This is a genomic window from Brevibacterium renqingii, from assembly GCF_017808095.1.
Classification (GTDB): Bacteria; Actinomycetota; Actinomycetes; order Actinomycetales; family Brevibacteriaceae; genus Brevibacterium; species Brevibacterium renqingii.
Genome location: NZ_JADBHG010000002.1, coordinates 449,909 through 461,457 on the forward strand (window position 1 = coordinate 449,909; position 11,549 = coordinate 461,457).

Here is an 11,549-nt window from a genome sequence, read left to right on the forward strand (position 1 = left end):
TCCTCGGGCACAATGGCGATCGTGGCTATCGATCTCAACGTCCTCAGTCTGCGGATCTTCCTCTCCGTCGTGGAGACCGGATCGCTGTCGAAGACGGCGCGCAGCCTCTTCATCTCACAGCCCTCGGTGTCCTCGCACATCCGGAATCTCGAACGCTCTCTCGACGTCCGACTCCTGGAGCGGGGCCCGCAGGGTGCGGATGTCACCGAGGCGGGGCGGCTCTTCGCTCATCGGGCTCGGGAGCTCATGCAGACGCTGTCGGGAATCAACGACGAGATGGCGGCGGTCAAGGGGTCGATGGACCGACGGCTCTCGGTTGCCGGAACGACGACTCTCGGCTCGCATCTGCTTCCTCGGGTGATCGGAGACTTCCTGGGCCGCGAACGCGAAGCGCAGACCGAGCTGCTCGTGGGAAATTCGGAACAGGTTCTCGAGTGGATCATCGAGGGGCAGACGGGTTTGGGACTGACTTTCGGAGATGTCGACGTCGAAGAGATCGACGTGACGCCTCTGCTGTCGGAACGGCTGCGGATCGTCGTCAGTCCCGATCACCCTCTGGCGGGACGACAGATCGAACCACAGGAACTGGCGAAGAGCCGTTTCCTCGTCCGCGAGCATGGTTCGTCGACTCGGGAAGGCCAGGAGCGCGCGCTCGCGGCCTGGGGAATCGCCGACGCTCCCCGCTGCACGATCTGGACGGCGGAAGCCGCCAAGGAAGGGGTGTGGGCGGGCCTCGGAATCACACTGATCTCCGAGCACGTGGTCGGACGGGAGCTGCACAACGGCAGCCTCGCAGAGGTCCATGTCTTCCCCCGCCCAGAGCCCCGAGAGGTCTATCTGCTCAGCGCCAGGGGATTCGTCCACAGCAGGCTGGAACTCGAGTTCCGCCGACATCTGAAAGTACTCGACGGCTGGCCGTCCTGAACTGCCGGGCACGGAAGCCGCGGATCCGCATCAGTGAGGATGCGGAGCGAGAAAGGAAGCCATGACCACCATCGCCGATACCACCAGCGTGAACTCCACCCGTGCCCAGGCCGCGGCCACTGACCTCCTCGTGGTCGGTGCGGGCGTCGTCGGTCTCGCCCACGCTTACGAGGCACTCCGTCGCGGCCTGAGCGTGCGCGTGATCGAACGTGATCACCGAGCCAACGGAGCGTCGATCCGCAATTTCGGCCATTGCTGCATCACCGGGCAGGGAAACGACATCATCGATATGTCCTACGCTTCGCGCAGCGGGTGGCTCGACTGCGCCGCGGACGTGGGGTTCTGGGCACCGGAGGCCGGGGCCGTCGTCGTCGCGCGCAGTCCCGAAGAGATGGCTGTCGTCGAACAGTTCCGTGATGAACGCGGCACGGAGGCTGTTGAGATGCTCACCGGAGAGGCCGTCGCCTCCCGCCTGGGCCGGGCCAGCGGACCGGAATTCCTCGGCGGGGCGTTCCTCCCTGCTGATCTGCGCGTCGATCCCCGGACAGCGGTGGGATCGATCGCAGAGTGGATCGCAGCCCAGCCCCGGGCCGATGTCCGCTTCGGGGTCACGGTCGGGGCCATCAGCGACGGTCGTGTGCACACGACGGCGGGAGACTTCGACGCGGAGAAGATCGTCGTCTGCGTCGGCCACGACCTCGACTATCTCTACCCCGAGGTGGCCGGTCGTTACGAGGTGACGCGCTGCTCGCTGCAGATGGCGATGGCGCCATCTCCGCAGACATTCACCACCGCTGCAGCAGTGCTGACCGGAACCTCCCTGACCCGGTACGACGGTTTCACGGCGATGCCGGGCCACGAACAGCTCACCGAAGCGCTGAGCCGGACGAGTCCCGAGCTGCTCGAGCTCGGAGCGAACATCATGTTCACTCTCCGTCCGGACGGCACGGTGCTCCTCGGCGACAGCCACAGCTACGACATCACAATGCCGCCGTTCCAGGAGGAATGGATCACTGACAGGATCATCGAGGAGATCTCAGGGATCCTCGGTGCTCGCCTGCACCTGCAGCAGAGGTGGCAGGGAGTGTATGCCTCGAGTCCGCAGACCTCGCTGCTCATGGAAGACATCGACGAACACACGCGGGCAGTATCCGTGACTTCCGGCATCGGCATGACGATGAGCTTCGGGATCGCCTCTCGGACTTTCGAATCATGGGGCGTCGACAGGGTCTCAGCGACGGTCTGAGCTCGGGCGACGAGGTCGGTCTGTGAGGGAGGAGTCAGGTCTCGTCCATGCGCTTCACCTCGGCCGGGAGTGAGGGGAGCGGCCCGATCCCAGGGTCGCGAGCACCTCTGTCGGACTGAGTCCGGAGTCGCTGAACCAGCGATGCGCCGCCTTCTCGGCAAGACCTTCGGCCTGGTCGATGAGGGCCCGGCCGCTGGCGGTGAGGACGAACTCGCCGGACTCCGCGCGCGAGAGCCAGCCGAGCTTGACCAGCGGGAGGCTGGAGCGCACGGCATGCGACCGGGGCTCGCCCATCGCCTCGGCGAGGTTCTCCCGGTTCAAACCCTGCGGCTGGACACCGATGAGGCGCAGTCGGCGGAGGTCGTCCAGGCTGAGCCCCACGCGCGAGAGTGCAGTGCCGATCGCGGTGTCAAGAGAACTCTTCGCCCGGGCCAGAGCCAGTGCGGCCTCGAGGTTCGGTGCGGCGCCGGAGTCGGCGTCAGGGCCGGAGCCGACGGTCGTGTCGCGGTTCATGAGCGTGTCCTCGGACGCACCTTGACCTCTTCGACGCAGACTGCCGAGACGTTCATGGTCCTGCCGCCGAGACCGCGTGAGGCCAGGTCGGCAGCGGAGAGCTCCTCGGCTCGGATGCTCGCCAGAGTCTCGGCATCGTCGCGGTCCGCCTCGTCGCTGGTGATGAGGAATCGATGCTGATAGTTCACGAGTTCGGGCGTGTAGAGGAACGTCCCCTCGGGGGAGAAGCGCGCGGAGAGCATGTCGTGCTCGTCCTGTGCCGCGCGGAGGCTGCGGCGCTGTTCCGCGTCGAGTCCGGTGAAGCGGCCGCGAACGGTGATGCGGAAATTCCAAGTCATTGTGGGGCCTCCTCGGCTCGGGTGGCATGGTCGAACAGGGCGATGATCTCGCTCGCCTCGATGCTGGGGTGGGTCGGCACCGCCGCGTCGAGGACGGAGCGCAGCGACAGAGCCATCGTGGCGGGATCGAAGCTGCGCATTTCGCCTCGGCGCTGGCCGTCCTCGAAGAGCGCCACGAGATCGGCGATGGAATCGGCGGAACGCTGGCCGTAGGACTGCGCCGCTGCAGCGGGCCGGCTGAGGTAGCCCACCGCTGCGATGATGGCTGCGGCCCGAGCGGGTTCGCGGCGACAGTAGTCGATGTGTGTGGAGATGTAGGCCGCTAGCCGGTCGTTCGCGGACCCGGCCGAGCTCAGCGCCCCGTCGAGCTCCGGTCCGAGATCCTCGACGACGAACTGCACGACCGACGCGGCGAGTTCGTCCTTGTCGGAGAAGTTCCCATGTACTGCGCCGCGGCTGAATCCGGCGTTCTCCGCAACCGCGATGAGGGTGGTGCCGCGCACCCCGTGTTCGGCGAAGAGCTTCGCCGCCGATTCGATGAGGCGCTGACGCGTGAGCTCCTGGCTCTCCTGGCGCGTCAAGCGGGGGATGGGTGTTTCGCTCATGAATCCAGGATACATTGAAGTATCCGAATACTCCAAAGTATTTCAATCCGAGGGCGGCAGTGAGGCGGCGTGGACCACGTTGTACTGTGGGAACGGTCGATACCCTGGAGGTCTGAATTGCCGATCACTGCGACGATCCTCGATGTGGCACTCGAACTTCCCGATCAGCTCGCGCTCGTCGGGGACGGGGCCCGGCTGAGCTATGGGGAGCTCGTCGAGGACTCCCGCGTCGCGTTCGCCGTCGTCGACGCCCTCCACCGGGCGCAGTCCGCGCCGCCGGCACCGGCCGCCGAGGCCCAGGGGGTCCCGATCACGGCTGTGAGCACCACCTCGGCGTTCTTCACCGCCCGCCTCATCGCCGGCCTCGCCGGCTATCGTGCCGTCTCCGCGACGATCGATCCGCGCTGGCCGCTCGACCATCAGATCGGTGTCATCCGCACGACGGGGATCGGCCTCGTCATCAGCGATTCGCCTGCCCTCTCCGAGGCGCTCGCCGCCACCGGATGGACCGGGACCGTGATCACCCCGGCGGAATTCGCCGCACGGGAGTCGCAGATCCGCGGCGCAGGCGCCCAGGCCCCGGCCCCCACCGTCCGCGACGGGTCCGAACCCTTCCTCATGCTCTTCTCCTCGGGCACGACGAGCAATCCGAAGGCCTTCATCAAGACCCGGCAGCAGTACCGGGACAACGTCGCCGTCTCGTCCGCGCACCTCGAACCCCTCCCGGGCGTCGCGTCCCTGGCCCCCGGCCCGGTCTCCTACAGCCTCACGCTCTACGCGGTCATCGAAAGCCTCGCCACCGGCGGCAGCGTCCACGTCGCCGATGAGTTCGACCCCTTCGCGATCGGCTCCCGGATCGCCGCCGAGGCCATCACCCGCATCGTCGCCGTCCCCGCCGTCGTCAGAGCCCTCGCCGAGGCGGCCGGACGCAGCCCGGAGAGGTTCCGCGGACTTCAGCTCGTCGTCACCGGCGGGGCCAACCTTCCCGCGAGCATCCGATCGGCGCTCGCCGCAGTCCTCCCCGACACCCGCCTCATCAGCTACTACGGCGCCGCCGAGATCGGCTTCATCGGTGACAGCCGCGACGGCGACGGCACCTGGATCCGCATCTACCCGACGATCGGTGCGCAGATCCGCGACGAAACCGGCGCCGAGGTGGCCGAAGGCGAGCTCGGGACGCTGTGGATCGACGCCGCCGCCTGCTCGGACGGCTACGTCGCCGGCACCACCGACGCCGTGCTCCGCGGCCCCGACGGCTGGGCGACGGTCGACGACCAGGGGCGCATCGTCGACGGACTCCTCCAGCTCGCCGGTCGAGCCGGCGATATCGCGGTCACCGGCGGCCACAAGGTGTCGCTGCCGGAGGTCGAACGGGCCTTCGACACGTTTGCCCACCTCGGCGAGGCGGTCGCGGTCGCGGTCGACGATGCGAACCTCGGCAGCCTGATCGCCCTCGTCATCGAAGGCGGCGCCGAGGCAGAGCCGGCTGCGGACGGCACGTCCGGACCACTCGCGGACAAGGCGGCGCTGCTCGAACACGCGAGGACCCGGCTGGCGCCGCAGTTCGTGCCCCGACGCATCTATGTGCTCGAGCGGCTGCCACGGACGGTGGGCGGGAAGATCCGCCGCGCCGAAACCGCCCGGCTCATCATGGACGGACAAGGAGAGCGACTGTGAGAGAAGAACGACGCGTGGTCATCACCGGGATGGGGGCGATCACCCCGAACGGCCACGACCCCGAGGCCCTGTGGGAGGCGGTGCGCTCCGGCCGCAGCGGCATCGATGTGCTCTCAGGCGAGGAGTTCGCCGATCTGGCCGTGCGGATCGGCGGTCAGGTCAGAGGCTTCGACGCCGAGGCCGTGCTGCCTCGGGCGCTCGCCCGCCGTCTCAGCCCGATCCAGCACTGGGCCATCGCGGCTGCGGATCAGGCGCTCGCGCAGGCCGGAATCGTCGCTCGTGAGTCCGGGGCACGCGAAGATGGAGCCGAGGCCCTGCCGTGGGAGCGCGAACGCGTCGGAGTCATCGCCGCCACCGGGTCCGGACCGGTCGACGCCATGCAGGCGGCGACGCGTTCCCTTCTCGCCGATGGACCGCGCTCGGTTCCGCTCACGCTGTCCATCCACGGCGCCCCCGATTCCGCGGCCGCCCTGCTCAGTCAGCGGTGGGACTTCCGCGGCCCCGCCCAAGGCGTATCCGCGACCTGCGCCTCCGGCGCCATCGGCCTCGGCGAGGGTCTGCGGAGGATCCGCCACGGCTACGCCGACGCCGTGCTCGTCGTCGGGATGGAGGACTGCCTCAACCCTGTCAACCTCTCCTCGAACGCGAACATGCGCGCACTCGCCGCCGGGTTCGAAGACCATCCGAGCGCGGCGAGCCGCCCCTTCGACCGGTCGCGCTCCGGGTTCGTCATGAGCCAGGGAGCGGCGGCGATCCTCCTCGAATCCGAGGCCGGAGCCGCCGCCCGCGGGGCCTCCCCGCTGGTCGAGCTCGCCGGCTTCGGAGCCGCGAGCGACGCCCACCATCCGACGAATCCGCATCCTGACGGCCGTGGAGCGGCAGCGGCCGTACGCGAAGCGCTCGCCGATGCGGGACTCGGACCGGCCGACATCGATCACATCAACGCCCACGCGACAGGCACCCCCGCCGGTGACGCCGCCGAACTCGCGGCCTTCGACGCCTCCCTGGGTGCGGCTGCCCGGACGATCCCGATCAGTGCGACGAAGTCGAGCACCGGGCACCTCCTCGGCGCCTCGGGAGTCGTCGAGGCGATCATCGCGAGCCTGAGCATGAGGGACCGGACACTGCCCCCGACACTCAACCTCGAGACCTGCGAATTCGACGGCTGGGACATCGTCTCCGGCCAGGCCCGCGAACTGACCGGCACCGCTTCCGGCCCGGGATCCTCGCTGACGGTCGACACCGTGCTGTCGACTTCGTTCGGCTTCGGCGGACACAACGGCGCCCTCGTCCTGCGCCGGCCGAAGCCCTGATGCCTGGCCGAGGCCCTGTATCCTCGCACCCCTGCGACCCCAACCCCGCACCGAAGGAGACATCATGACCGACCGTGAGACCCAGCTGCATGAACTGGGGGAGACGTACCTGCCCGCAGAGGTGCTCGAGCGCTTCCGTGAGCGCGCCGACATCTTTGATCGTGAGAATCGGTTCTTCGATGAGGACCTCGCTGAGCTCAAGGCGCTCGGCTACCTCGAGCTGTTCGTTCCCGAATCCCACGGCGGACCGGGGCTGAGCCTCTTCGAGGTCTCTCGGCTGCAGCAGCGTTTGGCCTCCGCCGCCCCGGCCACGGCTCTGGCGATCAACATGCACCTCATGTGCACCGGCGTCGTCAAAGCCATGAACGACCGCGGTGACGACTCGCTCAACTGGGTCTTCGACGAGGTCATGGCCGGAGAGATCTTCGCCTTCGGGATCTCCGAACCGTCCAATGACTGGGTGCTGCAGGGATCGAACACCGAGGCCGTGCCCATCGCCGACGGGGGATTCGAACTCACCGGCGTGAAGATCTTCACTTCCCTGTCCCCGGTGTGGACCAGGCTCATCGTCCACGGCGCGATCACTGCCGATGACGACGGGATCGCCGGGCCCGACGCCGACGAACCGGCGGAAGGGGAACTCGTCTACGGGTTCATCGACCGCGACGCCGCGGGCATCGCCGTCTCCGATGAGTGGGATGTGCTGGGCATGCGCGCCTCGCAGTCACGGGCCACCGTCCTCGACGGAGTGGTGATGCGACCCGAGCGGGTCTCGCGCATCATCCCCGCCGGCAAGCACCCCGATCTGCTCACCTTCGCCATCACATCGAACTTCCAGCTGCTCATCGCCGCCGTCTACGCCGGAGTCGCCGCCCGTGCCCTCGAGCTCGGGGCCGCCGGACTGCACAGGCGGAAGTCCGCGAAGTCGGGCACGAGCTTCGCCGAGGTGCCCGAGGCCCGCACGCGTCTGGCCGACGCCCACCTCGACCTCATGCCCGTGACCGCGATGATCGATGCCTATTCGCGCGACTTCGACGAGCTCGTCGATCACGGCGCCGGGTGGCCGCTGCGGCTGGTGGGAGCGAGGATCAAGGCCGCCGAGGTGGCTCGCCGGAACGCGGAGACCGCGCTCATGTGCACCAGCGGCGGCGGATTCGGCAACAGACACGAACTCTCCCGCCTCTACCGTGACGCCGCGGCCGGCCTGTTCCACCCGCCGAGCGCCGATGCCGCTCGCCCGATGTACGCAGCGGCCCTGCTCGACGGGTGATACGCGGCGCTCAGCCGACGTGCTGGACCTCGGCGTGGCCTCGCCGCTTCGCAGCCGGGACCCAGCGGGGATCCGGTTTCGCCCGAGTGACGATGGCGACGACGAGGAGGTTCGCCGCGATCGCCCACAGGCCGCCATTGACGCCCAGCAGCGGGTCGTGGCCCGTGTAGTGGAGGCCGACCATGACCACGGAGCCGGTGATGAGTCCGGCGGCCGCGGCCTGCTTGGACATCCGCGGCCAGTAGAGGGCGAGCAGGGCGGCGGGTACCACCTGAGCGAGACCTTCGTAGCTGAGCACGGAGAGCTCGACGAGGGCATCGGGCATGAGCAGACTCATCACCAGCGCGATCACCCCGACGGCCAGGCACACCCACTGGGACAGCGTCTTCTGACGCAGCCCCCGCGCGGTCAGCTGCTCGGTGGTCATCGATGCCGCGTTCTTCGGTCCGGCCAGCCCGCCGCCGAGGACGGTCCGCCCCCACATCGACCCGATCGAGAGCATGTACACGCTCATCGGCACAATCGCCGACAGGGCTCCCGCGACGCCGATGAGCGCGACGATCGGAGCGGGCAGGGAGTCGATGACCACGGAGAACAGGGCGAGATCGGCGTCCTTGAGAGCCGGGACGACGAAGAGCGCGGCCACTCCGACCATCATCGGCACGAGCAGCAGCAGCTGGTACCAGGGCAGCAGGATCGAGTTCCGACGCAGGGCGTTCGCCGAGGTGCCCGAGAGGTAACCGGCGATCGAGGTCGGGAACACCGTGATCGTGATGCCGTTGAGGACGATCGTCGAAATGAACCAGGCGCCGCCGTAGATCCCCTCGCCGGCGCCGGGGAACGTCAGCCACTCGGACTTCTCGGTCACCAGCCGGTCGAGCAGGGGCGCGAGCCCGTCGAAGTAGTGCAGCGGCACGTAGACCGCGAGGAAGGCGACAGCGAGGATGACGAGGCCGTCCTTGAACACGCTCACCCATGCCGAACCGCGCAGGCCCGAGACCAGGATGAAAGCCTCGGCGACGATGAAGGAGATGATCGCGGCGAGCTTGAGATCGATCGCTCCGTAGCTCATGGCGTTGACCACGGCGCCCATGCCCTGGATCTGCAGCTGGATGTAGGGGACGATGAAGATCGTCGCGAGCACGGCGACGAGGATCGCCAGCCCACGGGAGCGGAACCGGTGCTCGACGATGTCGGAGAGGCTGACGAGCTTGTGCCGGGCGGCATAGGTCCAGAACAGGGGACCGACGAGGTAGGCGACGACGAGGCCGATGCTCAGGTAGCCGATGAGGTAGAGGATCGGCACGCCGTAGGAGTAGGACCAGCCGGCGGTGCCGAGGAACGAGAAGGACGTGTACGTCTCACCGGCCATGAGCAGGAGGATGAAGACGAAGCCGAGCCCGCGCCCGGAGACCGACCACTCGTCGAGGGACTTCTCGCGACCGCGACCGGACCAGACGCCGATGGCGATGGTCGCGAGCATGGCGAGGCCGAAGATGATGCAGGCGATGACCGCGGAAGTGCTCACGTGTCGGCCTCCTCTCCAGACGCTGAGGAGGCCCCTCGGCTCTCATCGCCGTCGATCTCATGGTCCTCGCCGAAAGCGATGTCGGCGGGGATGTGCTCGGGCGCATTCCGCCGGTAGAAGCGATCGCCGCGAGCGGCCATCCACACGAAGAACCAGGTGAGGATCGTGACGATGATCGTGTAGGTGATGACGAACGGCAGCCCCAGAATCCGCGGTTCGACCGAGTTCGCCACGACCGGCGTGAGGACGTAGAGAACGACGGGGACGATGAGGAGGAGAAGCGAGAACCGCCGCCGAGGCGGACTCGACGGCGGTGCCGGATCATGAGCGCGCGACATGCACAACCTCTTTCACACCGGCAGAGCGCCGGTCGGTTCACACCGGCACCTGCCGGTCGGTCAGCGGACCGGGCCAGGCTAGCGACGGGCCTCAGCCCCCGTACAGGACGGTCCGGATCGTGGAATGGGAACGGAACCCGCGGACCTCACCCTTGATTCACCACACATGCTGTCGCTCGGCGTGGGCCTTCGTTAGTCTCGACGGCACGAAGCATCCGACATCCGGCCGGATCTCTGCAGGATCGGAGGAGAACAGTGGCAGAGGACAATTCCACTTCGACCGAATCGTCAGGACCATTGGACGAGGTTCCCGCCGCAGGGCTGCGCAGGGTCCGACGCTGGTGCGTGGTCATCGCGGTCGGAGGCTTCCTGTTCGGCTTCGACACGGGAGTCATCTCCGGAGCCCTGCTGTTCATCAAGAAGGACTTCTCCCTCAGCTCCTTCGAACAGGGTTCGGTCGTGAGCATCCTGCTGCTCGGTGCGCTGGTCGGTGCCCTGAGCGCCGGGCGCATCTCCGATCCGCTCGGGCGGCGGAAGGCCCTCGGGATCCAAGGCGTCGTCTTCCTCATCGGCACGGTGATCGCCGTCCTCGCGACCGGATACTGGATGCTGCTGATCGCGCGGCTGATCCTCGGACTTGCGGTCGGGGCCGCCTCGGCGACCGTGCCGATCTACCTCTCAGAGGTGGCACCGACGGCCATTCGCGGTCGCATGCTCACGCTCAATCAGCTGCTCATCACCATCGGCATACTCATCGCCTACTTCACCAACCTCGCCTTCTCCGGATTCGAAGGCTGGCGGGCGATGATCGGCGTCGGAACGATTCCGTCCCTGATCCTCCTCGCCGGGGCCCTGTGGTTCCTTCCCGAATCGCCGATATGGCAGCTCGTCCACGGACGCGAGGACGAAGCGCGCAGGTTCTATGTGTCGATCTCCGATGAGGAGACTGCCGACGCCGTGATCGCCGAGCAGCGGAAGCAGCAGGAAGAGGAGAAGGAGGAGAACGAGAAGCGCGACGCGGCCGAGGCGCAGGGATCCGGTGAGGATTCCGGTGAGCGGTCCGAGGAACAGGTGGACAAGGGCTGGAAGGTCCTGCTGCTCTCACGGGTCAGACCCGCCCTCATCGTCGGACTCACCTTGGCCGCGATCCAGCAGTTCGGGGGCATCAACACGATCATCTACTACGCCCCGTCCATCATCGAGTCCACCGGGCTCACCGCCTCGAAGGCGATCTTCTACTCCATCGCCATCGGGGCGATCAACTTGATCATGACCATCGTGGCCAACCGGCTCATCGACCGCAGCGGGCGGCGCAGGCTGCTCATCGTGTCGCTGTCGGCGATGGCGGTGACCTTGGGTCTGCTCGGCCTGTCATTCGTTCTCGGCTGGTCCCCGCTGATCTCGCTCGTGTTCATGGTCATCTACATCGCCGCCTTCGCCATCGGCCTCGGTCCGATCTTCTGGACGCTGGTGGGCGAGATCTTCCCCTCCGACGCCCGTGCCCACGGTTCGGGAGTCTCGACCGCCGTCAACTGGGGTTCGAACTTCTTCGTCAGCCTGGTCTTCCTCAGCGTCGCCGATGCCATCGGGCAGGGGCAGACGTTCTGGATCTTCGGCGTCATCTGCGCCTTCGGCCTGTGGTTCGTCGGGCGCTATGTGCCCGAGACCAAGGACCGCGAATTCGAAGAGGTCGATGCCGCTCTGCTCAGACGCTTCCGCCATGACCCCGAGACCGGCGAGAAGACGAAGTCGCGGCAGAAGGCTTCGGGTCAGAAGAAGTCCGGGCAGGAGTAAGGG

General features: G+C 67.5%; 11 protein-coding genes. 6 read left to right on the top strand and 5 right to left on the bottom strand.

Features of this window, described 5'->3' with window-relative positions:
* Positions 1-21: 21 nt before the first annotated feature.
* Together IIE29_RS07045 and IIE29_RS07050 are read left to right on the top strand one after the other, a co-directional pair.
* Positions 22-924, top strand: a complete 903-nt coding sequence (locus tag IIE29_RS07045; RefSeq protein WP_209324508.1) for a LysR family transcriptional regulator — start codon at positions 22-24, stop codon at positions 922-924.
* Positions 925-985: 61 nt separating this feature from the next.
* Positions 986-2,170 carry a TIGR03364 family FAD-dependent oxidoreductase gene (locus tag IIE29_RS07050; RefSeq protein WP_209324509.1) on the top strand — a complete coding sequence of 395 codons (1,185 nt, stop codon included), beginning with the start codon at positions 986-988 and terminating at the stop codon, positions 2,168-2,170.
* Positions 2,171-2,224: 54 nt separating this feature from the next.
* Here IIE29_RS07050 and IIE29_RS07055 read toward each other — a convergent pair whose 3' ends face one another.
* From IIE29_RS07055 to IIE29_RS07065, 3 genes are read right to left on the bottom strand one after another with little or no spacing between them, the layout of a single operon-like run.
* Positions 2,225-2,683 (bottom strand): helix-turn-helix domain-containing protein, encoded by a 459-nt coding sequence (locus tag IIE29_RS07055; protein ID WP_209324510.1) that lies wholly within the window; start codon positions 2,681-2,683, stop codon positions 2,225-2,227.
* Positions 2,680-3,021 carry a DUF6204 family protein gene (locus IIE29_RS07060; RefSeq protein WP_209324511.1) on the bottom strand — a complete coding sequence of 114 codons (342 nt, stop codon included), beginning with the start codon at positions 3,019-3,021 and terminating at the stop codon, positions 2,680-2,682. Before IIE29_RS07060 ends, IIE29_RS07055 begins: the two co-directional genes overlap by 4 nt.
* The gene (locus IIE29_RS07065) at positions 3,018-3,626 is read right to left on the bottom strand and encodes a TetR/AcrR family transcriptional regulator (protein WP_209324512.1); all 609 of its coding nucleotides are present in this window, start codon (positions 3,624-3,626) and stop codon (positions 3,018-3,020) included. Before IIE29_RS07065 ends, IIE29_RS07060 begins: the two co-directional genes overlap by 4 nt.
* Positions 3,627-3,743: 117 nt before the next feature.
* Here IIE29_RS07065 and IIE29_RS07070 point away from each other — a divergent pair, with 117 nt between their 5' ends.
* The 3 genes from IIE29_RS07070 (at position 3,744) to IIE29_RS07080 (ending at position 7,886) form a co-directional block, all read left to right on the top strand.
* On the top strand, positions 3,744-5,303 hold the full coding sequence (locus IIE29_RS07070; RefSeq protein WP_209324513.1) for a class I adenylate-forming enzyme family protein: 1,560 nt from the start codon (positions 3,744-3,746) through the stop codon (positions 5,301-5,303).
* Complete coding sequence (locus IIE29_RS07075; protein ID WP_209324514.1) at positions 5,300-6,616, top strand: beta-ketoacyl-[acyl-carrier-protein] synthase family protein; 1,317 nt, start codon at positions 5,300-5,302, stop codon at positions 6,614-6,616. The genes IIE29_RS07070 and IIE29_RS07075 overlap by 4 nt, the downstream gene beginning before the upstream one ends.
* Before the next feature lie 64 nt (positions 6,617-6,680).
* Positions 6,681-7,886: an acyl-CoA dehydrogenase family protein gene (locus IIE29_RS07080; protein WP_209324515.1), complete on the top strand. Its 1,206-nt coding sequence runs from the start codon at positions 6,681-6,683 to the stop codon at positions 7,884-7,886.
* A gap of 10 nt (positions 7,887-7,896) precedes the next feature.
* On the opposite strand, the gene IIE29_RS07085 is transcribed toward IIE29_RS07080, so the two are convergent.
* Both IIE29_RS07085 and IIE29_RS07090 read right to left on the bottom strand, forming a co-directional pair.
* A complete protein-coding gene (locus IIE29_RS07085) occupies positions 7,897-9,414 on the bottom strand; it encodes a sodium:solute symporter family protein (RefSeq protein ID WP_209324516.1) in 1,518 nt (505 codons plus the stop codon).
* Positions 9,411-9,752 (bottom strand): DUF3311 domain-containing protein, encoded by a 342-nt coding sequence (locus IIE29_RS07090; RefSeq protein ID WP_209324517.1) that lies wholly within the window; start codon positions 9,750-9,752, stop codon positions 9,411-9,413. The genes IIE29_RS07085 and IIE29_RS07090 overlap by 4 nt, the downstream gene beginning before the upstream one ends.
* 255 nt (positions 9,753-10,007) lie before the next feature.
* Between IIE29_RS07090 and IIE29_RS07095 the strand changes: the two genes are divergently transcribed.
* Complete coding sequence (locus tag IIE29_RS07095; protein WP_209324518.1) at positions 10,008-11,546, top strand: sugar porter family MFS transporter; 1,539 nt, start codon at positions 10,008-10,010, stop codon at positions 11,544-11,546.
* The last annotated feature ends 3 nt before the right edge of the window (positions 11,547-11,549 follow it).

Excerpts from the sequence above, each read along its gene's own strand:
- IIE29_RS07050 (WP_209324509.1), top strand. The coding sequence starts at position 986 with ATGACCACCATCGCCGATACCACCAGCGTGAACTCCACCCGTGCCCAG.
- IIE29_RS07055 (WP_209324510.1), bottom strand. The coding sequence starts at position 2,683 with ATGAACCGCGACACGACCGTCGGCTCCGGCCCTGACGCCGACTCCGGC.
- IIE29_RS07060 (WP_209324511.1), bottom strand. The coding sequence starts at position 3,021 with ATGACTTGGAATTTCCGCATCACCGTTCGCGGCCGCTTCACCGGACTC.
- IIE29_RS07065 (WP_209324512.1), bottom strand. The coding sequence starts at position 3,626 with ATGAGCGAAACACCCATCCCCCGCTTGACGCGCCAGGAGAGCCAGGAG.
- IIE29_RS07080 (WP_209324515.1), top strand. The coding sequence starts at position 6,681 with ATGACCGACCGTGAGACCCAGCTGCATGAACTGGGGGAGACGTACCTG.
- IIE29_RS07090 (WP_209324517.1), bottom strand. The coding sequence starts at position 9,752 with ATGTCGCGCGCTCATGATCCGGCACCGCCGTCGAGTCCGCCTCGGCGG.